Genomic DNA, 26,374 nt, shown 5'->3' with positions numbered 1-26,374 from the left:
TTAGCCCCGCTTCGCATTGAGAAAACCGCCAAAACGCTTGCGGAAGCGTGCTGCGCTGCCGTCCGTGGAGAACGTTTTCTGCTTACCGGTATAAAACGGGTGCGATTTTGAAGAAACCTCGATGGTGATGTACGGATACGTCTCACCGTCGAGTTCAATTTCGCGGTCGGTTTTAATGGTTGAGCCTACTTTAAAGTATTCATTGGCACTGGTGTCGTGGAAAACCACGGTGCGATAGGCTGGGTGGATATTGGGTTTCATCGTAAATCCTTTATGTTTTGTTATAACATAACAAAATAATATCCAGGCCAGTTAGAAAAAACAACCCCCTCTCGCCTGGCGATATTTTCTCATTTGCCTGAGATAAAATGAAAACCATGCCAACCACGTGCTATAACTATATCATTTCGCGGTAAAATCTTTCTCTTCAGGCAGGGAACTCAATGCCCAGGAACGGGTGTACGAGGAAGGACACGACAGCATGAAAACCCGACATCTGGTCAGTCTGGTGACTGGCGTACTTATCTTTTCCGTGCTGGTCCCCATTTGCCTGAGCATCTGGCTGGCCCACCGCCAGGCGGAAGATAAATTTGCCGATGCGCTGGATAACTATGCTTCCCGCGTGCTGGTACGCACCGACAGGGTTGTGGATCAGGCAAAAGAAGCGCTCGATCACCTGCAGGCCTTTGAGGGTGTGCCGTGTAGCCCCTTGCAATTGCGGGAAATGCGCCGGGTCGCTTTCTCGTGGCGATATGTCCAGGAAGTGATTTATATCGACAACCTTCGACCGCTCTGCTCCTCCCTGGAGCAAACCAGTCATGCGTCCCCTTTCCCTCCTCCAATGCGCATTACCGAAGATGGTTACAGCGCGTGGCTGACCACGCAAAACGATCTTGGGTTTAACCGCTACATGACGGTGCTGGGAAAAGGCAACTACCTTGTGATGGTCGATCCTGCCTCGCTGGTGGACGTGATCCCTTTCGGCGAGATTGCGATTGATGCCGCTCTGGTAGGAAGCGCAACGCACCGCATATTCGCCAGCAGCAGCAAGCTCGACTCTCACATCCGCGACATGGTTCAGGAGCAGGGTGTGAAAAGCGTGCAGTACAACGGTTCAATGTACGTTATGAAGTCTGTACCTGAGCTTGGGTTTACCGTCGTCGCATGGGCAACGCTCAAACCGCTCGCTGAAACCTGGCACCGGCAGCTTCTTTTCTGGTTACCGTTCGGCATGTTGATAAGCCTGCTCGCCGCACTGTTTGTCCTGCGGATCCTGCGGCGTATCCAGTCGCCGCGCAATCGCCTGCTTGACGCCATTCACAGCCGGGATTTTGTGGTGCACTATCAGCCTATAGTGGCGCTCTGTAGCGGAAAAATTGTGGGCGCTGAGGCGCTGACGCGCTGGCCCCAGCCGGACGGAAGTAGCCTCTCGCCGGATATTTTTGTCCCCCTTGCCGAGCAAACGGGGCTTATTTCGCAGCTGACGCAGTTAGTCATCGAAAAGGTGTTTGAAGATATGGGACACTGGCTGCAGCGTCATCCGGATCAGCATATCTCCATTAACCTCGCCCCTGCCGATTTAACCTCCGGCATCCTGCCGCCTCTGCTGAGTCAGCTCCTGAACAAGTGGCAGATCCATCCCCGACAGATCGCCCTTGAGCTCACCGAGCGCGGCTTTGCCGACCCCAAAATTAGCGCACCGGCTATCGCCGCATTCCGTCGTTCGGGCCACCCTGTCTATATTGATGATTTTGGCACGGGCTATTCCAGCCTGAGCTATCTGCAGGATCTGGACGTCGACACGCTAAAAATTGATAAATCGTTCGTGGATGCGCTGGAGTATAAAAACGTGACGCCGCACATCATTGAAATAGCGAAGTCGCTGAAGCTGGCGATGGTGGCGGAGGGCGTTGAAACCGCAGGGCAGCTCGCCTGGCTACACCGCCACGGCGTGCAGTACGGTCAGGGGTGGTTTTACAGTAAAGCGCTGCCAAAGACGGAATTTATTCTTTGGGCAGAAAATAACCTCGGAACGCACACTACTTGAGATAGGATTTCATCACCCGCAACACCACGCCAAGATCGGCTTCACGCTGCGCTTCTTCAGGCTCTTTCACCACATGATCGGTTAAATGCCCTTCGATCACCTGCATCATCATGCCATTGACCGCCCCGCGGATCGCCGCCAGCTGCTGTAACACCTCGGCGCATTCGTGATCGCTGTTGAGCATTTTCTCCAGCGCGGTGCTCTGCCCCTGAATTTTCTTCAGGCGAGTCAGTAACATTTTCTTGTCGCGAACGGTATGTGACATCTCTGTATCCCTTGTTTTTAGGCTTTTAAAGCATATCACGCTCTACTCCCCCTGAGTATTTTTCTACTGGGGGGTAGTATTAAACTACTGGGGGGGAGTAGTATCTCCGCACGCTTTCCACTCCGGAATTTCCCATGACCGATTTTGCTTCACTCCTTCAGCAGGGCAACGCCTGGCTGTTTGTTCCCAGCGCTATCCTGCTCGGTGCACTGCATGGCCTGGAACCGGGCCATTCAAAAACAATGATGGCCGCCTTTATTGTTGCCATCCGCGGCACGCTGAAACAGGCGGTACTGCTCGGCCTGGCGGCCACGCTCTCCCATACGGCGGTGGTCTGGCTCGTTGCGATGGCGGGACTATGGTTTGGTCGGGGCTGGGATGCGCACACGTCCGAACCCTGGTTCCAGCTGTTCTCCGGGGTGCTGATCGTTGCGATCGCCCTGTGGATGGCGTGGCGAACCTGGAAAGAGAGTCAGCCACACGATCGTCATCACCACCATGACCATGACCACCATCATGATCATCACCACCACGAACACCCGCTGGTTGAAGAAGAGTGGCAGGACGCTCACCAGCGCGCTCACGCGCAGGATATTAACCGGCGCTTCAGCGGTCAAAATGTCACTACCGGACAGATCGTGATGTTTGGCCTCACCGGTGGGCTTATCCCCTGCCCGGCGTCAATCACCGTTCTGCTGATCTGCCTGCAGCTGAAGCATTTTGCCCTCGGCGCAACGCTGGTGTTCAGCTTCAGTATTGGTCTGGCGTTAACGCTGGTCGCTTCCGGCGCGATTGCCGCCTTAAGCCTCAAACATGCGACAAAACGCTGGCCCGGGTTTAGCGAATTCTCCCGTAAAGCGCCGTGGATCTCCGCTGCTCTGATTACCGTAGTAGGGATTTACATGAGCCTGCATGGACTGAGCGGCATTCTGGAGTAAGCGTGCGGCCACGCTCTGTGGCCGCAACTTCATGATTAGTTAAGGGTTCTGCTGCCAGCTGAAGGTATAGCGAAGCTGACGTGTCTGCAGAATGAATTCCGGTGAAACGCTGGGACTCCAGGAGTCGTCGCCACCCACGCCCATATGGAACGCATCGAGGTTAAGCCAGCATCCCGGCTCTTCCCGCAGCAGATGATGATGGGTTGTCTCTCGCAGCTGCTGCTGACCGTAGCGACTCACCGAGAAGTGGAACCGGCCGTTCAGCTGATGCGTTCCCACCACAAGTTCCCGGGTATCGCAGCGCAAACCATTTTCCGTCGGGAAGATATACGGCGTGTGCATGTCTGCGAGAGGTAATGTCCAGCGCCCCTGCCGTGCAGCCAGCTTTCTGTCCGGATAGTTTTCATGCGGCCCCAGCCCCAGCCAGTGAACGTTTTCCGGCATTTCGGCAAGATGAACGCTCAGGCCAATGCGCGCAGGCTCCGGGATATCAGACGCAACATCAATCTGAATATCGCCATGCAGAACTCCCCGATCGTCCACCCGCCAGACTTTACGGCTCATGAACAGGGCTTTGCCGCCATACTCAAGGACGTGCTGGGTTGTGACCACCACTTCACCCGCATGCTGCTCTGCCTGACAGTGCAGAACGCGCGAGGTGAGATCGTACATGCCCGCCGCTTTCCAGCGTTCAACCCAGGCGTTCGGATCGATCTTCGTCGCTTCACTCACGCCAATGTCGTTGTCCAGCGGCGCGCGGCTGACGTTGTCCGTCAGAGCTGAAAGCAGCGTTTCAACGCCATTTCGCCACCATTGAGTCAGATTTCCGGTTGCGCGCTCGAATTGCCAGCGCTGTTGATGATGGGAGATCTCCAGGATGCGATCGTTTTGCGTTAACACCGGAGGCTCGCCCGCCGGGGCTGGGGGAGCAATAAAGAGGGGAGCCGACAGCGGCCACTGCTCCCACGCGCACCGATGGTCAGCAGGTGACCACGGCGTTGCCCGCGGCTGGCGCACTTCAACGTTCAGCCAGACCTCACCCGGCCCGGCTTTCAGCGCCGGCAGGTCAATCTCCAGACGCTGGGTGCCTTCAGGCGCCATCGAGAGCGTCATCTCGCCCGCGGCCAGCACGTCCCCGTCCCGGACAACCGTCCAGTTCAGCACTTCGTTATCGGTATGGCGGAACAGGTAGCCGCTTTGCACCTCAATCACCAGCGGGGAGGTGCTGACTCGCGTAAAGGTAAAGAACTGCTGGGCGCGCTGCGCCTCGTACAGCGCCGGGTGCGGCGAGCGATCGGGGAACACCAGCCCGTTAAGACAGAACTGCCGATCGTTCGGCTTATCGCCGAAGTCTCCGCCGTAGGCCCAGAACGTATTGCCCTTTTCGTCCCGTTTCGTCAGGGCCTGATCGACCCAGTCCCAGACAAACCCGCCCTGCAGGCGAGGATGGCTGCGAAACGCTTCCCAGTATTTCGCAAACCCGCCAAAGCTATTTCCCATCGCGTGGGCATATTCACAGAGGATCAGCGGGCGCGTTTCGTCCGGCATGCCGATCCATTTCTTGATTGACCATTTAGGCACTGCCGGGAAAGGCTGATCCCAATCGACCCGGGCGTACATCGGACAGACAATATCGGTCGCCGCGGTGTTCGCGCCGCCGCCTTCATACTGCACCGGACGCGTAGGATCGGTGGTTTTCAGCCAGCGGTACAGCGCATCGTGATTCGCGCCGTGGCCCGACTCATTGCCCAGAGACCAGATGATAACCGAGGGATGGTTACGATCGCGCTGCACCATGCGGGTCACGCGCTCGCTCATCGCGGGCAGCCAGCGCGGATCGTCAGCAAGGCGGCTCATCGGCACCATGCCGTGCGTTTCGATATTGGCTTCGTCAACGACGTACAGCCCGTAGCGGTCGCAAAGCCGGTACCATAGGGGATGGTTCGGGTAGTGCGAGCAGCGCACGGCGTTGAAGTTGTGCTGCTTCATGATTTCGATATCGCGGCGCATGGTCGCTTCGTCCATCACCTGGCCGTTTTCCGGATGATGCTCGTGCCGGTTAACCCCGCGGACTAGCAGCGGTTTACCGTTGAGCTTCAGCAGGCCATTGCTGATTTCAACGCGGCGGAAGCCTACGTCGCACGCCTCAACCTCCAGAACCTCACCCTGCGGGTCAAGAAGCGCAATCGTCAGGCGGTACAGTTCTGGCGTTTCAGCACTCCAGAGCGCGGGCTGGTCAACGGGGATCGACGCCGTTAAGCGCTCTGCCCAGCTGCCGCGCTCGTCGACGATGGCAGCCCCCGGACGCCGGGAAACGCTGGCGCATTTTTCACCCCTGCGCCACAGGGTCATGACCACCTCGCAGTCCGCAAAGCCGGCGCCTGCCAGCGCGACATCAACCTTCAGCACCGCGCGGTCCAGCTCCGCATTCAGATCCGTCACTACGTGATAGTCGGCAATCTGCGTCTCGGGTTTATGCAGCAAGGTCACATCGCGGAAGATGCCGCTCATGCGCCACATGTCCTGATCTTCCAGATAGCTGCCGTCGCACCAGCGCAATACCATCACCGCCAGGCGGTTTTGCCCGGGGCGTAATGCCGCCGAGAGGTCAAATTCGGCGGGCAAGCGGCTGTCCTGGGAGTAGCCCATCCACTGACCGTTGCACCAGAGATGGAACGCCGAGTTCACGCCGTCGAAGATGATGCGGGTCTGCCCGCTATGAAGCCAGGCGTCATCCACCTCAAATGTGAGCGAGTAACAACCGGTAGGGTTTTCCTGCGGCACAAAAGGCGGATTAACGGGAATGGGATAGGTGACATTGGTATAAATGGGCGTGTCGAACCCCTGCATCTGCCAGTTAGACGGCACGGGCATCGCAACGGCATCTGCACAATCTTCGGTTACCCATGCCTGAGGAACCCGTTCCGGTGCAGTAAAGTAGCTAAACCGCCACACTCCGTTCAGAGAGTGCCTGCTGGTCGATCCAGCGTCCTCTCTGGCAGAGGGCTCATTGCGCCAGCTGTGCAACGGCGCGTGTGCGGCCAGACGGTTCCACTGGGTGACGCCAGGATTTTCCCAGTCCCGACGGGCCAGAATGGCGCTGAGGGTCAGCGGTGAAGTGGTGGACATAGTAACCTCTTTGCGAAGCGCTCACAATTTTGGTTAACATGCCCTGGCACCGGGCAACGGTAAAGCGTTCAATCGCGGGGTAGCGAGTCCGATCACAAAGTTTTATTTGCGGGCAATCTGCTCGGCAAGCAGTGCCAGGCTTCTGAGCTGCTGCGCCAGATCCTCGCGCTCGGCCTGCTTCGGGTTGCGGCGCGCGCTGGAATGACGGGAAACCAGCGTCACCGGCAGTTGAACCTGCCAGCACGTCTCGCCTCCGGTAGGGGCCAGCAGCCACTCCACGCTGCGTTCGCCCGCCTCGCGAAACGCCTGACGAATGGTCGTCAACGGCGGGGAAAACCATGCGCTGTCGGCCGTATCGTCAAACCCCACCACCGAAAGCTGGCCTGGGATCGCGATCCCTTTTTCCGCGCAGGCGCGCATCACCCCGAGCGCCATCTGATCGTTCGCCACCAGAATCGCGTCCGGTAATGCCGCACCCGACAGCAGCACGTGTCCCTTCTCGTAACCGCTGGCCGCGCTCCAGTCACCGTAGGCCACAGCCGTCGCGTTAAGACCCGCCTGCGCCAGCGTCGCTTTCCACCCTGCCAGGCGCGCCCGCGCAGAGACCGAGCTTTCCGGCCCGCTCAGCAGGGCAATATTCCGATGCTCCAGCGACAGCAGATGCTCAACGCCCAGACGCGCCCCCTGCTCCGCGTTAAACACGAGGCTGTTTACCCGCGCTGAGGGCGCCACATCGAGGAACAGCACCGGGACGGGCGACGCCAGCGCCCCAAGCTCTTCGGCGTCAGGATCGTCAAGCGGCACGTTCACCAGCAGCGCGTCCACCCGCTGTGCCAACAGCGCCTGAAGCGCGGCCTGACACTGCTGGGGTTGCTCCACCATGGAAATCAGGACGCTCGCCCCCTGTTCCGCCGCACGCGATTTGACCGCCGACACAATTTGTGAAGGCGCGTGCAGGGCCAGGTCAGTCGTGATGAGGCCCAGCGAACGGGTGCGTTTACCCGCCAGCTGCTGTGCCCGTAGGTTAGGAACGTAGTGCAGCTCCGCCATCGCCTGCTGCACCTTTTCTCGCGTGCGGGCAGACACATGTTCCGCATCGTTAATGACGCGCGAAACGGTCTGGTAAGAAACCCCCGCAAGGAGGGCGACATCATAGAGAGTGATTGCTTTCATGCTTTCTGGCATCGCGATTTTCGAAGCGCCTATTCTGGCACAGCGACGCCGTTAAAACATGTGAGCGCTTCGCAAAATTAAACCACCCGCTCCGGCTGGGGGATTTCCGCAATGCGCGGCTTCTGGCGGAACCAGGGCAGACAGAGCTGGATAAGCGGGCCAATGGTCAGGGCATACAGTACGGTTCCCACCCCAAACGTGCCGCCAAGCACGCACCCAATCAGCAGGACGGACACCTCAATTGAGGTACGCACGCTGCGAATAGACCACCCCAGCCGGGCGTGAATCCCGGTCATCAGGCCGTCGCGCGGGCCTGGTCCGAAACCGGCCCCGATGTACATGCTGGTCGCAATCGCGTTCATCACGATGCCCGACACCAGGAAAGCAATTCGAACGGGTAACGAATCCAGCTCCGGGATAAGCGCCATGCTGGCGTCCGCCGCCAGACCGATACAAATCACGTTGCTTATCGTGCCAAGGCCCGGCATCTGGCGCAGCGGGATCCACAGCAGCAGCACCGCAGCGCCGGTCACAATGATCACCGTCCCGATAGTCATCCCCAGCTGCATCCCCACCCCGAGGTGAAACACATCCCAGGGGTCGACGCCCAAATCGGAACGAATGAACATCGCGGTGGAAAGGCCATACAGTCCTAAACCGACATAAAGTTGTAGCAGACGACGTACCATTTTTATCTTCTCCAGTGAACCAGGCTTTCATCCTGACCTAAAATGGCACTATGATTAATGTCCAGTTTTCAAATAGTGGACTGCATATGTCATCACGTCGCTTCGGAAGTCAGTCTCTGGTACGCCTTTTAGGCCACTGGCAGCAAGCCTCATCCCGAACCCCGCTCTGGCGACAGCTGGCCGACGCGCTGCGTTTGTTAATTCTTGATGGGCGTCTGGCCTTGAATACGCGGCTGCCGGGTGAGCGCGAGCTGGCCTCCGCGCTGGACGTGAGCCGAACCACCGTCAGCAGCGCCCTCGCCCACCTGCGTGAAGAAGGGTACCTTGAAAGCCGCCACGGCAGCGGGTCACGGGTCATTCTCCCTGACACGCGCGCCGTTCCTACCCTTTCAGCGGCGAGCGCCGCACTGGATCTCTCCACTGCCGCCCTGAATGCCGGGCCGGAGATCCATCAGGCTTATACCCATGCGCTCACGGCCATTACCCCGCATCTCTCGCTGACGGGCTACGATCAGCTTGGGCTGCCGACGCTGCGGGAGGCCATCGCTGCGCGCTACACCGCGCGGGGTCTTCCCACCCGCGCAGATGAAGTGATGGTGGTCAATGGTGCCGTCAGCGGCTTTGCGCTGGTACTGCGGATGATGACCGGGCCGGGGGACCGCGTCGTGGTCGATCATCCCACCTATCCGCTGGCGATTGCCGCCATTCAGGGGGCGCAATGTCGGCCAGTCGGGGTGTCGCTGCCGGAAACCGGCTGGGATACGGATGGCTTTGCCGCAACGCTTGCCCAGACGGCGCCGCGCCTGGCCTACCTGATGCCAGATTTTCATAATCCGACCGGGCGCTGTATGGATATCGCCACCCGTCGGGCCATCACGGATATTGCAGCCCAAACCCGCACGGCGCTGGTGGTGGATGAAACGATGGTGGATCTCTGGTTTGATGCGCCTCCCCCGCCACCGCTGGCCGCCTTTAACCCGCAGGCCACCGTCATCACCTTAGGCTCTGCCGGTAAAAGCTTCTGGGGCGGGCTGCGTCTCGGCTGGATCCGTGCCTCATCGCGCATCATCGCCACGCTTGCCCAGACGCGGGATACCCTGGATTTAGGCTCGCCGCTGCTGGAACAGCTGGCAATGCAATGGCTCATTAATAACAGCGAGACGTTTCTGCCCGCACGCCGGAAGATGCTGGCAGAACGGCGCGATCGCTGTGGTGACCTGCTGCGCGAACATTTCCCGGAGTGGAAATTCCACGAGGCGGAAGGCGGGCTCTCTTACTGGATAGAGCTCCCGGGCATGCTGGCGACACAGCTTGCCGCACGGGCAGAAATAATCGGGATTAACCTGGGAACCGGGACGCGATTTGGTTTATCAGGGGCGTTTGACCGCTATTTACGTATGCCCTTCTCGCTGGAATCGACAGAGCTTGAGCAGGCGTTACTGAGGATCAAACCGTTATGGCTCGCCCTGAATAAAAACGTGCCATCGTTAAAACGCAGCGTGATCTAATATTAAAATATTTGAAGCAGATCATAAAATAAAAACTGCTGACTGTAACATATGCAGTCAGCAGTTTTCACTGGTCAGGGTTTAATGCTGAGGTGGAATAGGAAAGCCTTTTAGTGAAATAACGAAGTTATCACCGTCTTTCTTTATTTTTGCACCCGTATCACACCAGTCGGACGCAATACGAAAGAACTCATCGCTTCCAACATTCCAGCCAAGACGTACATGCTTCACGTAGCCTGAACGCAACAGATCGCAGGCCTCGTTGTAGTCACTGGCGGTTGACAGTTGTTGTTTCATTTTCTCTTCTTCAGAATTTTACGTAGAGCCTTGATTTCTTTAGGAGTAAAAGGAGAAACACTCTCTTCTTCCGTATGCTGATTATCAATATCCTCTTCCGATACTCCCGCCTCTTCTACTGCTTCGAATGCCAGCAGCAGCAGTTTCTCTGTCGTCACGCTTAAATTCTCGTTATTGCTTTCCGCATAGTGGCGAAGCCTTTCTTTTAGCGCGTCATCAATCTTAACGTTTAATACCGCTGTAGCCATGTTTGTCACTTCCCTTCGGAATAAGTACTTTATTTAATACACGAAGTTAACAATATTATCCAGATATATATTTTTTTGAGTTATGGAAGAAAATAACCGTCCGATTATAAAATGACAGTCTATTATTACATGTTTATGACAATATTATTTCAATACAATGAAATATATATTACACGATATAGGCGCATTTTTATTGTGGGATAATGATTTAATGGAGAGGTGAAGCTGAAGACTCTTATGAGGCCACAAATGGGTGGGGGCCCTGCCAGCTACATCCCGGCACACACGTCGTCTGCCCTGGCTGCTTCCTTCCGGACCTGACCTGGTGAACAGAGTAGCGTTGCGGGAGAACCAACAGAGCCCCCATTGAGAGCGTTGATAACCAACGCGCTGGCGCATTATCCCTGTGCTAAGGCCCAATTGCAAGCGACCAGCAACCGGATGCTGGTTTCTTGCGCAAACAGGCGCAGCAATCATGACGATCTTCGTTTACCATAGCTTTCCAGAAACTCCCCACAGGTAAAGGTATGGACGAACACGACTCCTTTCCACAGCGCGTATGGCAAATCGTGGCCTCAATCCCGGAAGGCTATGTCACCACCTATGGTGATGTCGCGCGTTTGGCCGGTTCCCCGCGCGCGGCACGGCAGGTTGGAGGCGTCCTGAAACGACTGCCGGAAGGCAGTACGCTGCCCTGGCATCGGGTGGTGAATCGTCATGGTGCCATTTCGCTCACCGGGCCGGATCTTCAGCGTCAGCGTCAGGCGTTACTTGCAGAGGGAGTGCAGGTGTCGGGGTCGGGTCAGATCGATTTGCAAAAGTTTCGCTGGGTGTATTGACCCCTCTCCTGAAGGAGAGGGGCAATGCAGACATTACATCTGAGTCGGTGGGGTTGGCAGGGACGGCTGATTGGTCTGCGGTGCGACCGGTACTTCGGTCTGCTGCACCGGCACCAGGTTCAGATCAATTTTGGTACCACCGTGGTTGATCGCTTCCTGGACCGTATCGGTGATAAAGACCAGCTTACCGTTAATCGTTACCGCAGCACTCAGCAGGATGCGGGCGTTAGGCTGCACGTCCGACGGGTTATACGGCAACACGAAGCTAAACGGCGCCTGCTTGCCTTCAGTACGAACGGCACGCTGGGCCACAACTTTCGACGGCGCGTCAGCCAGAGAAGCATCCGACAGTGTTACGGTTAATACCGCATCTGGCGGCAACGCAACTCTCTGTTTAATCCAGATGGTACCGGAAACGTTAGGCTGCTGAATGGATTGCTGCGAAAGGGTATTAATCCCGTTCGGGTCTGCAGCTGGTACCGGCACCTGGGCGCTCTTACCGGCACAGGCGGACAACGCCACCGCAATCGCTACACCACTTAGCATAGGCACGAGTTTCATTGAAGTCTCCTTATCAATGCACCAGCGGGATCGATCCCATCCGATGTCGTTTCAATCACATAACGTATTCAAGTGTGGCACAGATCACCGATTTATGCCTGAAAACGTCACGATATTCAGATTATTCTACCCATCGGACCACTTTCATTTCTGCGTTATACTCTGCCTATCTTTCGCTACGGCGTTTATTGAGGACAACTATGAGTCAGGCACTGAACAATCTGCTGACATTACTGAATCTGGAAAAAATTGAGGAAGGACTCTTTCGCGGACAGAGCGAAGATCTCGGCTTACGTCAGGTTTTCGGGGGGCAAGTCGTCGGACAGGCTCTGTACGCAGCAAAGGAGACCGTCCCGGCAGACCGCCTGGTGCATTCATTCCACAGCTACTTCTTACGCCCTGGCGATAGCGCAAAACCGATTGTGTATGACGTTGAAGTCCTGCGAGACGGCAACAGCTTTAGCGCGCGCCGCGTAGCGGCCATTCAAAACGGCAAGCCGATTTTTTACATGACCGCCTCTTTCCAGGCGCCGGAACCCGGCTACGAGCATCAAAAAGTGATGCCCCCGGCTCCATCACCCGACTCTTTAAAATCAGAGACGGACATTGCCCGCGCGCTGGCGCATCTGCTTCCCCCGCAGGTCAAAGAGAAGTTTCTCTGTGATAAGCCGCTGGAGATCCGCCCGGTTGAATTCCACAATCCGATGAAAGGCCATACCGCCGAGCCGAAACGCCAGGTTTGGATCCGTGCCAACGGGACCGTGCCGGAAGATTTCCGCGTGCATCAGTATCTGCTCGGCTATGCGTCAGATTTCAACTTCCTGCCGGTGGCGCTGCAGCCGCACGGGGTAGGTTTCCTGGAAAAAGGAATGCAGGTCGCGACAATCGATCACTCAATGTGGTTCCACCGTCCGTTCAACATGAATGAGTGGCTGCTTTACAGCGTGGAGAGTACGTCAGCGTCAAGCGCGCGCGGGTTTGTGCGTGGGGAGTTTTATACTCAGGACGGCGTGCTGGTCGCGTCTACGGTGCAGGAAGGGGTGATGCGTAATCGCGGGTGATTGTGTACGGCCTGATGCCCTCACCCTGACTATCTCCCGCGAGGAGAGGGAATAAACATTAAAAACGGCAACCGAAGTTGCCGTTTTGCTGTTAATTATGCGTTATACGCATTCTCGCCGTGGCTGTTGACGTCCAGACCTTCGCGCTCCTGCTCTTCCGGTACGCGCAGACCCACCGTCATATCCGCCAGCTTATAGCCAATGAAAGCGACTACGGCAGACCAGACAACGGTGATAGCGATACTTTCCAGCTGCACCAGCACCTGATGAACCATGGTCACGCCTTCTGCGTAGCCCACGCCACCGAGCGATTTCGCGGCAAAGATACCGGTCATGATACAACCCACGATGCCGCACACGCCGTGCACGCCAAACACATCGCATGGGTCGTCAACGCGCAGCACACGTTTCAATGCGGTCACGCCCCACAGACCCGCCAGACCGGACACCAGGCCGACCAGCAGCGCACCGCCCACGCCGACATAACCACACGCTGGCGTAATGCCAACCAGGCCGGCAATGGCACCCGAACAGGCACCCAGCAGAGAAGGTTTACCGCGTACCGCCCACTCGCCAAACCCCCAGGAGAGGATTGCACCCGCTGTGGCCACAACGGTGTTCACGAAGGCCAGCGCGGCGATTTCGTTTGCTGCACTTGCCGAGCCGGCGTTGAAGCCAAACCAGCCAAAGTAGAGGATAGCCGTACCGGTAAACACCATCGGCAGGTTGTGCGGTTTGAACGCTTCTTTACCGAAGCCCACGCGTTTGCCAATCAGGTAGGCACCCACCAGGCCCGCTACCGCGGCGTTGATGTGTACAACGGTACCGCCCGCGAAGTCCAGCGCGCCGTGCGTTGCCAGCAGACCGCCACCCCAGACCATGTGCGCAATCGGCACATAGGAGAGCGTCATCCAGACCACCACGAAGATCAGCACGGCAGAGAAACGGATACGCTCGGCGAGCGCGCCCACAATCAGCCCGACGGTAATACAGGCGAAGGAGCCCTGGAACGCAACGTGGATGTACTGATAGAAACTGCCCATCAGCGCGGTCAGCTCAATATTTTTCAGCATCACCCAGTCGAAGTTACCAAAGAACGCGTTGCCCGTACCGAACGCCAGCGAGTAACCGTAAACCACCCACAGCACGCAGACCAGCGCAAACGTCACGGCAACCTGCGTCAGCATGGAGAGAACGTTTTTGCCACGGATCAGGCCGCCGTAGAACAGCGCAATGCCCGGAATTGACATGAACAGCACCAGCGCGGTGCTGATCATCATAAAGGCGTTATCGGCTTTGTCGACCACCGCTGGGGTAGCAGCCAGCGCCAGGCCCGGCAGCAGCGCCAGCGAACCCAGACCCGTTTTGAGTGTTGCTATCTTCATTTTCTCGATCCCTATCACTGTGTGCCAGGAGTTACTTACAGAGCCGCTTCGTCAGATTCGCCGGTACGGATGCGAATGACGCGCTGCAGTTCGGCAACGAAAATTTTGCCGTCGCCAATTTTGCCGGTATAGGCCGCTTTGCTAATGACATCAATGACTTCATCAAGCTGATCGTCAGCAATCGCGACATCAATTTTTACTTTTGGCAGAAAGTTAACGCTGTATTCCGCCCCGCGATAAAGCTCGGCATGACCCTTCTGACGACCAAAGCCTTTCACTTCGGTGACAGTCAGTCCCTGAATACCCATTGAAGACAACGCTTCACGCACGTCTTCGAGTTTGAATGGTTTGATTACAACCGTAACCAGCTTCATAGATCCCCTCCAGTCAGAATTCGGTAATGGCCGCAGCTTACGCAGAAGGTATTGCAAGGGGTGTGCCAGAAATGAAAACGAGGGGGAACGGCGGCGCACAGAGCATTACGCGGCCGTAATAAACAAACAGGTGAAAAAAAACGCACCATGCCGGTGCAGGGTGCGTTTCAGTTTTGCACCAACAGGAATGACTGTTAGCGCGCCGCCTCATTTTGGTGCATCAGGCGCTAAGCGACTCTTCATCGCGCACGCTGGCCGCCAGCTCTTCGCCCGCCAGCTGCAGCTGGTACATCTGCCAGTAGCGACCTTTTGCTTCCAGCAGTTCACGGTGCGTACCGCGTTCAACGGCCTGCCCGCGATGTAGCACCAGAATGGTATCGGCATCAACGATGGTGGAAAGACGGTGGGCAATCACTACCAGCGTCGTATGGTCGCGTACCGCGGCCAGCGCCTGCTGGATGGCCTGCTCGGTACCGGAGTCAATACTGGCCGTAGCTTCATCAAGAATCAGAATCTGCGGCGTTTCAATCAGCACCCGCGCCAGCGCCAGGAGCTGCTTTTGCCCGACGGAGAGATTGTTCCCCTGCTCGCCCAGTTTGGTATTGATCCCATCGCTAAACCCGCGCGCCAGCTCTGCCAGCTGCACTTTTTCCAGCACGTCCCAGACCTGCTCCTGGGAGTAGTCTCGCCCCAGGGTCACGTTGGCGTAGAAGGTATCGGCCAGCACGACCGGATCCTGCTGCACCATCGCGACGCCTTTACGCAACACGGTGTGGCTGAGAGACGCGAGCGGGCGCCCGTCGAGGCGGATTTCGCCGTGCGTGACCGGGTAATAGCCCATCAACAGGCTGGCAAGCGTGCTCTTACCGCTGCCGGTATGCCCTACCAGGGCCACGAAACCGCGCGACGGAACGTCAAGCGTGATGTCCTGCAGCACAAGCCGGTCTTCGCGATAGGCAAACGAGACGTTATCAAAGGTGATAGTCCCGCTTTGCAGAGGCCGCTCATCATTGCCGTAGGCCTGGCGCGGCCTGTCCATCAGCTCAAAGACGCGCTCCCCGGCGACCACTGCCTGCTGCAGCATCGATTGCTGGGTGGTGAGCTCTATCAGCGGCTCGTTAAGGCGCCCGAGATAGCTGATAAAGGCGTACAGCACGCCCACTTCAATCGTACCGTTTGAGCTCAGCCCAAAGAGCATCAGCAGCCCGCAAAGCACCAGCGCCGAGAAAAGGCTCAGCAGCGGACGCAGCAGGAAACCATCAAGCCGCAGCGTCTGCATACGCGCCATGTAGTGCGAACGGCTGGCTTCACCCATGCGTTCGCCAAAGCGCGCCTGCTGGCGGAACTGCTGGATGACGCTCATGCCGTTGATCACTTCGTTGAAGCCATCGTTGATGTCGGCCAGATAAGCGCGGACCCGACGCACGATTGGCGTGCTGTAGCGCTGGTAAATGACCATGACAATCAGCACCGCCGGGAAGATGGTGATCGCCACCAGCGCCATGCGCCAGTCGAGGCTGAACATCGCCACCAGCATCGCGCCAATCAGCGCCGCGCTGCGTAACACCGTTGCAACCACGGTAACGTACAGATCGCGGATCACCTCGGTATCGTTGGTCACGCGCGAAATCACCTGCCCGACCGGCTGGATATCAAACTCGCTGAGCGGCTGGCGAAGCGCCGCGTCCATCACATCCGTACGCAGCTGCTGAACGACGCCCACGGCTGCACGGTTAAACAGCAGAGACTGAGCATAGTGCAACCCAGCCGCCGCCAGCTGCAGGCCAACGTAGGCCACACCTAAGCCCGCCACCAGCCCCAGCGGAAGGTAGCTTTTGGCGACCATGTTGTCGATAAAATAGCTGATGAGCAGCGGACCGCTCACTTCAGCAATCGCCGCTATCCAGAGTAAAAGCACGGCCACGGAGAGCGGTTTACGCCACGGCGAGCCGTAGGCCAGCAGACGTTTGAGCGTCGGCCACATCGTTCCAAGCTTACGCATTGGCGGCCTCCTCATCCTGCTCCGGCGCATCGTCCAGCGCCGCCTCAAGCTGTTGATAGCGGTACATATCGCGATACCAGCCCGGCTGCTCGGCAAGCATTTCATGCTGCCCGCGCTGGGCAATGTGCCCGTGCTGTAAGACCACAATTTCGCTGGCTTCAGTGAGCGCCGACAAACGGTGGGCGCTGATAATCACCGTGCGTCCGTCACCCCACTGGCGAAGGTTATGCAGGATCTGATGCTCGGTACGGCCGTCCACGGCGGAAAGCGCATCATCCAGGATCAGAATTTCAGCATTCAGCAGCAGCGCGCGGGCAATGGAGATGCGCTGTTTTTGTCCTCCGGACAGCATGACGCCGCGTTCCCCGACTTCCGTTTCGTACCCCTGCGGCAGACGCAAAATATCATCATGTACGCTGGCCAGACGCGCCACATGTTCAATCTCGTCCTGCGTCGCCCCGGGGCGTCCCAGGGCAATGTTGTTCGCCACGGTGTCCGAAAATAAAAACGGCGTCTGGCTGACGACCGCCAGGCGGCCACGCCACTCGTCCAGCAGCAGTCTGGTCAGGGGAATATCGTGGAAGCGGATATCGCCCTCGGTGACGTCAAAGTGCCGCTGAAGCAGAGAGAGCACGGTACTTTTGCCGGATCCCGTCGGGCCGCAGATGCCCAGCATTTGCCCTGGCTGCAGGGTAAAGCTGACATTCTCCAGCACCGGATGCTCCGTATGCGGATAGACAAACTTGCGGACGTCGACGGTCATGACGCCGCGCCCTTCCGGCACCGCTTCGCTACCGTCGATGACCACCGGCGCTTCGGCCAGCATGGCGCGAATACGGCTGTAGGCGGCGCTCCCGCGCTCCACGATGTTAAACATCCAGGCCAGCGCCAGCATCGGCCAGATCATGAGACCCAGATACATCGCAAAGCTGGTCAATTGCCCCAGGGTGAGCGTGCCCTGCACCACCATCCAGCTTCCGCCACCAATGGCCAGCATATTTGCCATGCCGATTGCGATATAAATCGTCGGATCAAATCGCGCATCAATGCGCGCGACGCGCATGTTTTTCGCCCCGGTGTCTGCCGCATCGGCGGCAAACAGCGCAGACTGCCGGTCTTCCAGGCCAAACGCTTTGATCATGCGGATACTGGTCATGCTCTCCTGGGTGCGATCGTTCAGAGACGAAAACGCCGCCTGCGCCAGCTTGAAGCGCTCGTGCAGCTGTTCGCCATAGCGATTGATCGCCAGCGCCATGATCGGCATCGGCAGCAGGGCGAGCAGGGTCAGCTGCCAGCTGATCTGCGTGGACATCACGATCAGCACCGCACAGCCCATCACCAGCGAGTCCACCAGCGTCAGCACCCCTTCCCCGGCGGCAAAGACCACGCGATCGACGTCGTTTGTCGCGCGGGCGATGAGATCCCCGGTGCGATGACGCAGATAAAATTCGGGATGCTGTCGGCTCAGCTGGCGGTAAAAATCTTCACGCAGCTCAACGGCCAGCTGATAGGACGCACCAAACAGCAGCACGCGCCAGACGTAGCGCAGCAGATAAACAATGACGGCCGTCAGCACCAGCGTGCCGACCCACATCAACACCCGTGCGGTGGTGTAATGCTTTTCGGTGACGCCATCCACGACGTACCCCACCACTTTCGGCGGGATCAGCTGCAGGATGGCAATAATAATAAGCAGGGCGACTGCACCGAGGTAGCGTTGCCACTCCCGACGAAAGTACCAGCTTAATTGGGCAAATAATCGCACGCGGTTTGTTCCTGAAGGTATTTTACGAAGTTATTCAATGGGTAATGCTGTGGTGTATTTAATCTGTTCCATGGCGAAGCTTGAGGTGACGTCCGACAAACCCGGTACGCTGTTCACCAGCCGCTTGTAGAAATCATCATAGCGCTTCATGTCGGCCACCTGGACGCGCATCAGGTAATCATACTCTCCGGCCATACGCCAGAAACCGAGCACCTCGGGCATCTCAGACACCTGAGTAACGAAGCGGCAATACCACTCGCTGCTATGATGCTGGGTTTTTATCAGCACAAATGCCGTCAACCCAAGCCCCAGTTTTTCGGGATCTAACAACGCGACGCGCCCCAGAAGAATGCCGTCATCTTCCAGCTTCTTAAGGCGCTTCCAGCACGGAGTGGTGGTCAGATTAACGGCATCTGCCAGCGCCTGCAAAGAGAGGGTACAGTCATTTTGCAGCAATGAAAGGAGCTTGCGGTCAATTTTATCTAGCATACCCACCTCACAGAGAAAATTTTTCTCTCTTCATTCTATTTTAAAGGCCAGATAGCAACAATTTTTTCTGTGCTTTTCGCTATCCTAGGCACAAAATGACAAACGGATAACGATGATGAATAGCACCTGGGTTAAACATGCGATCAGCGAAATCAATGCCGACTATCAGCGCTCGGCGGATACGCACCTGATTCGCCTTTCCCTGCCGGGATTTGACGGCATTCAGCTCTATCTGAAAGATGAAAGCACCCATCCAACCGGCAGCCTGAAGCATCGCCTGGCGCGTTCGCTGTTTTTATACGGTTTATGTAACGGCTGGATTAAAGAAGGCACCACTATTATTGAATCTTCATCCGGTTCAACGGCGGTGTCCGAAGCCTATTTCGCCCGCCTGCTGGGCCTGCCGTTTATCGCGGTGATGCCGTCCTGCACCGCAAAACGCAAAATCGAACAGATCGAATTTTACGGCGGCCGCTGCCACTTTGTGGAAAGCGCCTGCGAAATCTACGCAGCCTCCGAAATGCTGGCCCGCGAGCTGAACGGCCACTATATGGACCAGTTCACCTTCGCCGAGCGCGCGACGGACTGGCGCGGCAATAACAACATTGCCGACAGTATTTTCCGCCAGATGACCCACGAACCGCATCCGGTTCCGTCGTACATTGTGATGAGCGCCGGTACCGGCGGCACGTCAGCCACGATTGGACGCTACATTCGCTGTCAGGGCTACGATACCCAGCTGATGGTGGTTGACCCGCAGAACTCCGTGTTCCTCGAGTACTGGCAAAATCGCGATGCGGAACTGCGCAGCCCGGTGGGCAGCAAAATTGAAGGGATTGGCCGCCCGCGCGTGGAGCCCTCTTTTATCCCCGACGTTGTGGATGAGATGATGCGCGTGCCGGATGCCGCAAGCGTGGCAACGGCGCACTGGCTGGAAACGCAGCTGGGCCGCAAAGTGGGCGCATCAACGGGCACAAATATGTGGGGCGCACTGCAGCTTGCCGCCCGTATGTGCGAAGAGGGGCGCACCGGTTCCATCGTCACGCTGCTGTGCGACAGCGGCGAGCGCTACCTTGAAACTTACTATAACGCGGAGTGGGTGCAGGCCAACATCGGCGATATCGCCCCGTGGAAAGCACAGATTGCAGACCTGGTGAAATAAAAAAAGCCAGACCGAAGTCTGGCTTGCTGGAAGGGTCTCACTATTCGGGGGAATACGGGAGATTGTTGTTGTCCAGCCAATGCGTCAAAAAATGGGACACTGCTTCATTGCGGCAGTGGCCAATAACCGGAAGATGGGGAAGTTCTGCTTTCAGCTGCGCCATCGCATTCCCCATGATCAGACCGCGACCTACGCTACCCAGCATTTCGCGGTCGTTCATGGCGTCACCAAACGCCATACACTCCTGCAGCGTTAAGCCCAGGTGGTCGCTCAGCACCGCCAGAGCGGAGCCTTTGTTACAGCCCACCGGCAGCACTTCCAGACAATCCACCGCCGAGAAGGTCAGATGCGCCCGGTCGCCCAGCGCCTCATTCAGCTGAATCCTTAAGCGGCACAGATCGTCATGATCGCCGCAGAAGCAGATCTTGGTTACCGCATGGGCGGGGATCCGACGAAGATCGATAAGCTGATATTTGAAACCGCTGTATACATGCGCGTGCAGCAGTTCAGGAATTTCACGTCCGGTAAACCAGCCCCGATCGTTAAAGACGTGGATACTGGCCTGCGTGTCCCAGGTGCTGTGCAGCACGATATCCGCGACTTCCGGATTGAGATCCTGGCGGTACAGCACATCCCCTTCTACGGAGTGAATTCGCGTCCCGTTGCCGGTGATGAGAAAGGCGTCGAGGGAAAACGCGCCCAGCAAATGGCGCATCTCCAGCACATGGCGGCCAGTGGCAAACGTCAGGGTGACATCACGCTCGCGCAGGCGCTTCAGCGTGTTCAGGGTTTTTTCCCCTAAACGGTGATCCGGCATTAACAGCGTACCGTCCATATCAAATGCAGCGAGCCGAGCCATGATTACTCCCGAAATGTGATGCGGTTAACTTGTGCAACAGTATCGTGTGAGATATACGGAAGTAATAGTGAATAGATGAAAATTATTGTTCCGGGTTTCTTATGCGCCAGCTCAATCGACTCAACCAGTATCACCGCCTCTGGCAGCCTTCTCAGGGTGCAACGCAACAGGTCACCATCAGCGAGCTGGCCGCCCGCTGTTTTTGTAGCGAGCGGCATGTCCGAACGTTGCTGCGCCAGGCCCAGGAGGCGGGGTGGCTCAGCTGGCGCGCGCAGTCTGGCCGCGGTAAGCGCGGTGAGCTAACGTTCCATGTCGCCCCGGAGTCGCTGCGCAATGCGATGATGGAAGAGGCGCTGAAAAGCGGGCAGCAGCATAACGCGCTGGAACTGGCCCAGCTTGCCCCTGAAGCGCTGCGGTCATTACTGCATCCTTTTTTGGGCGGGCAGTGGCAAAACGACACGCCGACGCTGCGCATACCCTACTATCGCTCCCTGGAGCCGCTTCAGCCGGGGTTTTTACCGGGCCGGGCAGAGCAGCATCTGGCGGGACAGGTGTTTTCAGGCCTGACGCGTTTTAACGGTAACAACAGTGAACCCGCGGGCGATCTGGCGCATCACTGGGATGTCTCTGATGACGGCCTGCGCTGGCATTTCTACATTCGCTCCACCCTGCACTGGCATAACGGCGATAAAATAGAAACGGCGCAACTCCAGCGAAGTCTGACAGCGCTGTTGACGCTTCCCGCCCTGCGCACTCTGTTTCAGAGCGTCTTATGTACTGAAACAACGCATCCACAGTGTCTGACGTTTACGCTGCACCAACCTGACTACTGGCTGCCGCACAGGCTGGCAACCTACTGTAGCCGTCTGGCGCATCCCGACCATCCTGCGGTTGGCAGTGGCCCGTTTCGGCTGGCTGCCTTTGAGTCCGACCTGGTTCGTCTGGAAAGCCATGAGGAGTATCACCTGAGCCATCCGTTGCTCAAAGCCATCGAATATTGGATCACCCCCCAGCTTTTTGATTACAGGCTGGGTACCAGCTGTCGCCACCCGGTGCAAATCGCGATCGGCGAGGCTGACGAGCTGGAAAGTCTGCGGCTGGTAAGCAGCAGCACCAGCCTGGGGTTCTGTTACCTCACGCTAAAACAGAGCGCGCGTCTGAGTGAGATCCAGGCAAAACGGCTTATCAATATCATTCATCTCTCCAGGCTTCTCCACACACTTCCGCTAAACGAAGGGCTTATCACGCCCACCCAGGAACTGCTTCCCGGGTGGACCATCCCCGAATGGCCTGATTTATCGGACGTCACCCTCCCTGAAGCGTTGACGCTGGTTTACCATCTCCCTGTTGAGCTTCACACCATGGCCAGCCAGTTGAAGGCATACCTGGCGCTGCAGGGGTGTGAACTGACCGTCATCTTTCACGACGCCAAGACGTGGGACGGATGCCTGGAGCTTGCCGATGCAGACATCATGATGGGGGACAGGCTGATTGGCGAAGCGCCAGAATATACGCTTGAACAGTGGCTGCGCTGCGATGCCCTCTGGCCGCACGTTCTCAGCGCTCCGGCTTACGCTCATCTGCAAGCGACGCTGGATGCGGTACAGACTCAGGCCCAGGCTCGGGATAGACACGCGGGACTGCAAGCCATCTTTAACCGGCTAATGGAGAGTGCGGTGCTGACGCCACTCTTTAATTATCAATACCAAATCAGTGCTCCGCCTGGCGTGAATGGTATACGTCTCAACACCCGCGGCTGGTTTGACTTTACCGAAGCCTGGCTGCCCGCGCCCAAATCGTGAAGAAGCTGGTCGCCGTCGTGGTCAGACGGTAACATAACGTTTTTACCGTAACAGTCGAGATGATTTATGAAACGTGCCGTCGTCGTGTTCAGCGGAGGACAAGACTCTACTACCTGCCTGGTCCAGGCCCTTCATCAGTACGATGAAGTTCACTGTGTCACTTTCGATTATGGTCAGCGTCATCGCGCTGAAATCGACGTTGCTCGTGAATTAGCCCTGAAACTGGGCGCACGCGCGCACAAGGTGCTGGACGTTACGCTGTTAAATGAACTGGCCGTGAGCAGCCTCACCCGCGACAGTATTCCTGTACCAGACTACGAACCCGATGCCAGCGGCATTCCTAATACCTTCGTGCCGGGCCGTAATATCCTCTTCCTGACCCTGACGGCGATCTACGCCTACCAGGTAAAAGCCGAAGCGGTGATCACGGGCGTGTGCGAGACCGACTTCTCCGGCTACCCGGACTGTCGTGATGAGTTCGTAAAAGCGTTAAACCACGCCGTCAATCTGGGGATGGCGAAAGAGACGCGCTTTGAAACTCCGCTCATGTGGCTGGATAAAGCCGAAACCTGGGCGCTGGCGGACTACTGGGGCAAGCTGGACCTGGTTCGCAGCGAAACGCTCACCTGCTATAACGGTATCAAAGGCGACGGTTGCGGCCAGTGTGCGGCCTGTAATCTGCGCGCTAACGGGCTAAACCACTATCTTGCCGATAAATCCGGCGTGATGGCCGTGATGCAGAAAAAAACCGGACTTAAATAGGGCTACTTGACCGTGCTGTCGCAAACAGGTATCGACAGCACGAGTACGCCTTAACATGTCTTACGCGATCATCAACTCCAGCTTTTCCCGCAATTCCCCTTCCAGTGGCAGCGCTTTCTGCGTTTTCAGATCGATACAGACGAACGTGATCAACGCATCTGCGATCACCTGCCCTTCTGGATCGAGCGTCACCACCTGGCTTAAGACCCCACTTTTGCCATTGATCTGTTGCACCTGGCTGGTGACCGTGAGCACATCACCCAGCACGGCCGGACGGCGGTAGTTGATATTGATATTTACGACCACAAACGCGATGTTGTGCGCGGTCAGCCACTGAAAGCTTTCGCTATTTTCCAGCCCGTCCCAGCGCGCTTCTTCAAGAAACTCAAGATAGCGAGCATTGTTCACATGCTGATAAACGTCGAGATGAAAACCGCGTACTTTGATTTTTGTCTGCATAGCGCAATAGCCTTTACTGTTATTGTAGGAAGAGAGGTCATAACTGGTATGACCTCTCTATCCTGGCAAAATTTTGCCGCAGTGCAAGAAATTGCGTAATTACAACGTCAGGTGTGAGAGGTTGCGCTCAACCAGCGCGCTGCCCATGCCCGGCACCTGCTTGAGATCGTCGACCGTTTTGAAAGGACCATACTCTTCGCGGTAACTAACGATGGCCTGTGCTTTTTTCAGGCCCACGCCATTCATCGCGCGGGCGAGATCTTCCGCTGAGGCCGAATTGATACTGACCCGCGTACCGTCATCATCCGCATTTTTACCGGCGTCTGTCGCTTTGGTTTGCCCTTGCGCCGGCGCTGCCGCGTCGGACTTGCTCTGGGTAGCTTGTGTTTTGGTGGCGGGGGCCGAGGCCATCGCACCCGCACTCATCCCGGTGGTGGCAATAGCCAGCGTAATTAATAGTGCTTTGATTCCACATTTCATGCTGTATCTCCTTGTTTGTTGACAGCCAGGTCACAATAGCCACCAGATAAAACCGGCACAAACAGCAGATTGCAGAAATGGAAAAGGCCGCGAAAGCGGCCTTTAGTTTTTGCAGAGCGTTACGAAAATCTGCGAGCAGACACGTAATTACTGCTGCTGAGTCATGACATCACCCAGCTTGATTTTGGCTTCTTTACGCAGGTTACTCATCATGGCTTCGAAGGCAATCTGGGCATTGTTCTGGGTAATTCCCTGAACCATCGCTTTCTTCTGCGCTTCTGGCAGGGTGCCGGCTTTTACTTCATCCAGCGCCAGCAGAACGACGTTACCCTGAGCATCGGTGGTAGTGCCGAAGCTTGGCTTGTCCTTCGCAGGCAGCGTCAGACCAAACGCGGCCTGGCTGATTGGGTCCTGGCCGGTACGGCTCAGCGTTTTCGCTTCACCGAAGCTCAGGCCAGCCGCTTTCAGCGCGTCTTCTTTACCCGCTTTCAGATCGGACAGAATCTTCTCAGCATCTAGTTTCGCCTGCTGTTCCGCTTTGTTGTGCTTAACCTGAGCGACAACCTGATCCTTCACTTCCGCCAGCGGTTTGACCGCTTCTGGCTTGTGTTCGCTGACGCGCAGCACAAACGCACGATCGCCGTCGACGGTAATGATGTCAGAGTTACTGCCCGGCGTGCCGTTCTCGCCCACCAGACCACCGTTGAAGATGGCATCGGAAACCGGTTTGAAGTTCAGCTCTTCCGGCAGGTTGTCGCGACCAAACCAGCCCGTCTCAACCGCCTTCACGCCGGCCGCCTGCTCTGCACCTGCCAGAGATTCGTTGTCGTTGCTGGCGGCATCGCTCACCTTCTGCTGCAGCGCGTAGTAGGCATCCAGCGCTTTTTCCTGTTTCACTTTCGCCGCGATATCATCGCGAACGTCAGCCAGCGGCTTGGTTTTCGCCGCGGTTATATCGTCCAGACGCACGACCAGGAAACCAACGGAAGACTTAATGACGCCTGAAAGCTGACCTTTCTCTTTCAGACCGGCATTTTTCAGCTCGTCAGGCGTGGTCGCATCTTCCAGCCAGCCCATATCACCGCCGTTTTTCGCAGAGATAATGTCGGTGGATTTCGCTTTCGCAACGGTCGCGAAATCAGCGCCTTTATTCAGCTCATCCAGCGCCGCTTTTGCATCAGCCTCGGTTTTCGTCTGAATCACGCTGTAGCGGTTACGCTGCGGCTGAGTGAACTGATCCTGATGCTGATCGTAGTAAGACTGGATTTCAGCATCAGACGCGGTTTCCTGCAGCGCGGCCGCATCCAGCTTAATGTAGCTCACGCGGAACTGCTCTGGAGAAACAAAGGAATTCTTGTTCTGCTCGTAGTAAGCGTTAACGTCAGCATCGCTTACCTGCTGTTTCGCCGCCAGGGCGTTCACATCAATGGTTGCTTCGCGAACAACACGCTGCTGCGCCACCAGCGCGGCCAGTTCGTCCGTTTCACCTTTGAGCATGAAATCGGTGCCCACGACGGCATTGATGAGTTGCTGGGTGGTCAGCTGGTTACGCAGCGCCTGAGCGTACTGATCGGCCGTCATCCCCATCTGATTGACGATGCTGTTGTAACGCGCGTTGTCGAATTTACCGTTAGACTGGAAGGCTTGCGTGGAGAAGATGGCTTTTTTCACCTGCTCATCGCTGATGCCAAGGCCCAGTTTTTTGGCATACTGATCGAGCAGCGCTTCGTCGATAAGACGGTTCAGTGTCTGTTGGCGCAGGGTCTTCATGTACCCTTCGTTCGCCGCCAGTTCAGAGAATTGGTCGCCCAGCTGTTGCTGCATACGGTTACGTTCGCCGGCAAAAGCATTCTCGAACTGACCACGGCTGATTTCCTGGCCATTCACTTTTGCGGCGTAGTTTGCGCCACCGCCAATAAGGTAACTGCTCACGCCGGTCAATATGAACGACACGATAATGATACCGAAAATAATCTTGAGCACGAGACTGTTAGCAGCCGTGCGTAAGCTGTCCATCATGGTGTAACAACACTCCGCTGTAGGTGACTGGTTACCTGACGCTGACGGAAAATCCTGCCCG

At 57.0% G+C, this 26,374-nt stretch carries 25 protein-coding genes and 1 other RNA gene; 8 read left to right on the top strand and 18 right to left on the bottom strand.

Translation table 11 applies throughout. The features are described from left to right. On the bottom strand, positions 1-261 hold the full coding sequence (locus LA04_RS03265; RefSeq protein WP_006176933.1) for a type B 50S ribosomal protein L31: 261 nt from the start codon (positions 259-261) through the stop codon (positions 1-3). A gap of 220 nt (positions 262-481) precedes the next feature. Between LA04_RS03265 and LA04_RS03260 the strand changes: the two genes are divergently transcribed. Next, the gene (locus LA04_RS03260) at positions 482-2,047 is read left to right on the top strand and encodes an EAL domain-containing protein (protein WP_047650449.1); all 1,566 of its coding nucleotides are present in this window, start codon (positions 482-484) and stop codon (positions 2,045-2,047) included. Here LA04_RS03260 and LA04_RS03255 read toward each other — a convergent pair. After that, a complete protein-coding gene (locus LA04_RS03255) occupies positions 2,040-2,312 on the bottom strand; it encodes a metal-sensing transcriptional repressor (protein WP_023310594.1) in 273 nt (90 codons plus the stop codon). The two genes, LA04_RS03260 and LA04_RS03255, sit on opposite strands and share 8 nt — an antisense overlap. A 134-nt stretch (positions 2,313-2,446) precedes the next feature. Between LA04_RS03255 and LA04_RS03250 the strand changes: the two genes are divergently transcribed. Next, complete coding sequence (locus LA04_RS03250) at positions 2,447-3,250, top strand: nickel/cobalt efflux protein RcnA (RefSeq protein WP_047650448.1); 804 nt, start codon at positions 2,447-2,449, stop codon at positions 3,248-3,250. Positions 3,251-3,289: 39 nt separating this feature from the next. Here the strand turns inward: LA04_RS03250 and LA04_RS03245 are convergent, their stop codons facing one another. The 3 genes from LA04_RS03245 to yczE all read right to left on the bottom strand — a co-directional run bounded on the left by LA04_RS03245 (position 3,290) and on the right by yczE (position 8,241). Next, the gene (locus LA04_RS03245) at positions 3,290-6,379 is read right to left on the bottom strand and encodes a beta-galactosidase (protein ID WP_047650447.1); all 3,090 of its coding nucleotides are present in this window, start codon (positions 6,377-6,379) and stop codon (positions 3,290-3,292) included. 102 nt (positions 6,380-6,481) lie between these two features. Then, the gene (locus LA04_RS03240) at positions 6,482-7,552 is read right to left on the bottom strand and encodes a LacI family DNA-binding transcriptional regulator (protein ID WP_047650662.1); all 1,071 of its coding nucleotides are present in this window, start codon (positions 7,550-7,552) and stop codon (positions 6,482-6,484) included. A gap of 77 nt (positions 7,553-7,629) precedes the next feature. Next, positions 7,630-8,241, bottom strand: a complete 612-nt coding sequence (yczE, locus tag LA04_RS03235; protein ID WP_023310590.1) for a membrane protein YczE — start codon at positions 8,239-8,241, stop codon at positions 7,630-7,632. Between the two features lie 86 nt (positions 8,242-8,327). On the opposite strand from yczE, the gene yczR reads away from it, so the two are divergent. Continuing rightward, positions 8,328-9,749 (top strand): MocR-like transcription factor YczR, encoded by a 1,422-nt coding sequence (gene yczR, locus LA04_RS03230; protein ID WP_047650446.1) that lies wholly within the window; start codon positions 8,328-8,330, stop codon positions 9,747-9,749. An 81-nt stretch (positions 9,750-9,830) separates the two neighbouring features. Here yczR and LA04_RS03225 read toward each other — a convergent pair whose 3' ends face one another. The 3 genes from LA04_RS03225 to ffs form a co-directional block, all read right to left on the bottom strand. Further along, positions 9,831-10,046, bottom strand: coding sequence for a hypothetical protein (locus tag LA04_RS03225; RefSeq protein ID WP_023310588.1), 216 nt, complete (start codon positions 10,044-10,046; stop codon positions 9,831-9,833). Then, a complete protein-coding gene (locus tag LA04_RS03220) occupies positions 10,043-10,294 on the bottom strand; it encodes a hypothetical protein (RefSeq protein ID WP_047650445.1) in 252 nt (83 codons plus the stop codon). Before LA04_RS03220 ends, LA04_RS03225 begins: the two co-directional genes overlap by 4 nt. A 260-nt stretch (positions 10,295-10,554) precedes the next feature. Further along, positions 10,555-10,651, bottom strand: an RNA gene (gene ffs, locus LA04_RS23300) — signal recognition particle sRNA small type. A gap of 170 nt (positions 10,652-10,821) precedes the next feature. Between ffs and LA04_RS03215 the strand changes: the two genes are divergently transcribed. Next, complete coding sequence (locus tag LA04_RS03215; RefSeq protein WP_047650444.1) at positions 10,822-11,133, top strand: MGMT family protein; 312 nt, start codon at positions 10,822-10,824, stop codon at positions 11,131-11,133. Between the two features lie 33 nt (positions 11,134-11,166). Here LA04_RS03215 and LA04_RS03210 read toward each other — a convergent pair whose 3' ends face one another. Next, positions 11,167-11,694, bottom strand: a complete 528-nt coding sequence (locus tag LA04_RS03210; RefSeq protein ID WP_047650443.1) for a YbaY family lipoprotein — start codon at positions 11,692-11,694, stop codon at positions 11,167-11,169. A 200-nt stretch (positions 11,695-11,894) separates the two neighbouring features. Between LA04_RS03210 and tesB the strand changes: the two genes are divergently transcribed. Next, positions 11,895-12,755, top strand: a complete 861-nt coding sequence (tesB, locus tag LA04_RS03205; RefSeq protein WP_023334719.1) for an acyl-CoA thioesterase II — start codon at positions 11,895-11,897, stop codon at positions 12,753-12,755. Positions 12,756-12,850: 95 nt separating this feature from the next. On the opposite strand, the gene amtB is transcribed toward tesB, so the two are convergent. The 5 genes from amtB to LA04_RS03180 form a co-directional block, all read right to left on the bottom strand. Beyond that, positions 12,851-14,140: an ammonium transporter AmtB gene (gene amtB / locus LA04_RS03200; RefSeq protein ID WP_047650442.1), complete on the bottom strand. Its 1,290-nt coding sequence runs from the start codon at positions 14,138-14,140 to the stop codon at positions 12,851-12,853. Between the two features lie 35 nt (positions 14,141-14,175). Next, positions 14,176-14,514 (bottom strand): P-II family nitrogen regulator, encoded by a 339-nt coding sequence (gene glnK, locus LA04_RS03195; RefSeq protein ID WP_008503304.1) that lies wholly within the window; start codon positions 14,512-14,514, stop codon positions 14,176-14,178. 220 nt (positions 14,515-14,734) lie between these two features. Next, on the bottom strand, positions 14,735-16,516 hold the full coding sequence (locus tag LA04_RS03190; protein WP_047650441.1) for a SmdB family multidrug efflux ABC transporter permease/ATP-binding protein: 1,782 nt from the start codon (positions 16,514-16,516) through the stop codon (positions 14,735-14,737). Then, on the bottom strand, positions 16,509-18,281 hold the full coding sequence (locus tag LA04_RS03185) for a SmdA family multidrug ABC transporter permease/ATP-binding protein (protein WP_047650440.1): 1,773 nt from the start codon (positions 18,279-18,281) through the stop codon (positions 16,509-16,511). Before LA04_RS03185 ends, LA04_RS03190 begins: the two co-directional genes overlap by 8 nt. Before the next feature lie 30 nt (positions 18,282-18,311). After that, a complete protein-coding gene (locus LA04_RS03180; RefSeq protein WP_023310581.1) occupies positions 18,312-18,770 on the bottom strand; it encodes an Lrp/AsnC family transcriptional regulator in 459 nt (152 codons plus the stop codon). A gap of 112 nt (positions 18,771-18,882) precedes the next feature. Here LA04_RS03180 and LA04_RS03175 point away from each other — a divergent pair, with 112 nt between their 5' ends. Further along, entirely contained in the window at positions 18,883-19,932 is a 1,050-nt protein-coding gene (locus tag LA04_RS03175; protein ID WP_235211312.1) for a PLP-dependent cysteine synthase family protein, read from the top strand. Positions 19,933-19,972: 40 nt separating this feature from the next. On the opposite strand, the gene cof is transcribed toward LA04_RS03175, so the two are convergent. After that, positions 19,973-20,791, bottom strand: coding sequence for an HMP-PP phosphatase (gene cof, locus LA04_RS03170; RefSeq protein ID WP_047650438.1), 819 nt, complete (start codon positions 20,789-20,791; stop codon positions 19,973-19,975). Between the two features lie 101 nt (positions 20,792-20,892). Here cof and LA04_RS03165 point away from each other — a divergent pair, with 101 nt between their 5' ends. Both LA04_RS03165 and queC read left to right on the top strand, forming a co-directional pair. Beyond that, entirely contained in the window at positions 20,893-22,593 is a 1,701-nt protein-coding gene (locus LA04_RS03165; RefSeq protein ID WP_047650437.1) for an SgrR family transcriptional regulator, read from the top strand. Positions 22,594-22,659: 66 nt separating this feature from the next. Continuing rightward, positions 22,660-23,355, top strand: a complete 696-nt coding sequence (queC, locus tag LA04_RS03160; protein ID WP_047650436.1) for a 7-cyano-7-deazaguanine synthase QueC — start codon at positions 22,660-22,662, stop codon at positions 23,353-23,355. Positions 23,356-23,415: 60 nt separating this feature from the next. Here queC and LA04_RS03155 read toward each other — a convergent pair whose 3' ends face one another. From LA04_RS03155 to ppiD, 3 genes are all read right to left on the bottom strand, one after another. Further along, a complete protein-coding gene (locus tag LA04_RS03155; protein ID WP_047650435.1) occupies positions 23,416-23,814 on the bottom strand; it encodes a YbgC/FadM family acyl-CoA thioesterase in 399 nt (132 codons plus the stop codon). A gap of 99 nt (positions 23,815-23,913) precedes the next feature. Then, positions 23,914-24,294: a helix-hairpin-helix domain-containing protein gene (locus LA04_RS03150; protein ID WP_047650434.1), complete on the bottom strand. Its 381-nt coding sequence runs from the start codon at positions 24,292-24,294 to the stop codon at positions 23,914-23,916. A 147-nt stretch (positions 24,295-24,441) separates the two neighbouring features. Then, positions 24,442-26,313 carry a peptidylprolyl isomerase gene (gene ppiD / locus LA04_RS03145; protein ID WP_047650433.1) on the bottom strand — a complete coding sequence of 624 codons (1,872 nt, stop codon included), beginning with the start codon at positions 26,311-26,313 and terminating at the stop codon, positions 24,442-24,444. Between the last annotated feature and the right edge of the window lie 61 nt (positions 26,314-26,374).

The sequence above is a fragment of the Enterobacter sp. UCD-UG_FMILLET genome (assembly GCF_000762975.1).
Classification (GTDB): Bacteria; Pseudomonadota; Gammaproteobacteria; order Enterobacterales; family Enterobacteriaceae; genus Enterobacter; species Enterobacter dykesii.
The sequence above is the reverse complement of the archived record's forward strand: the minus strand, read 5'-3'. Positions and strand labels throughout refer to the sequence as shown.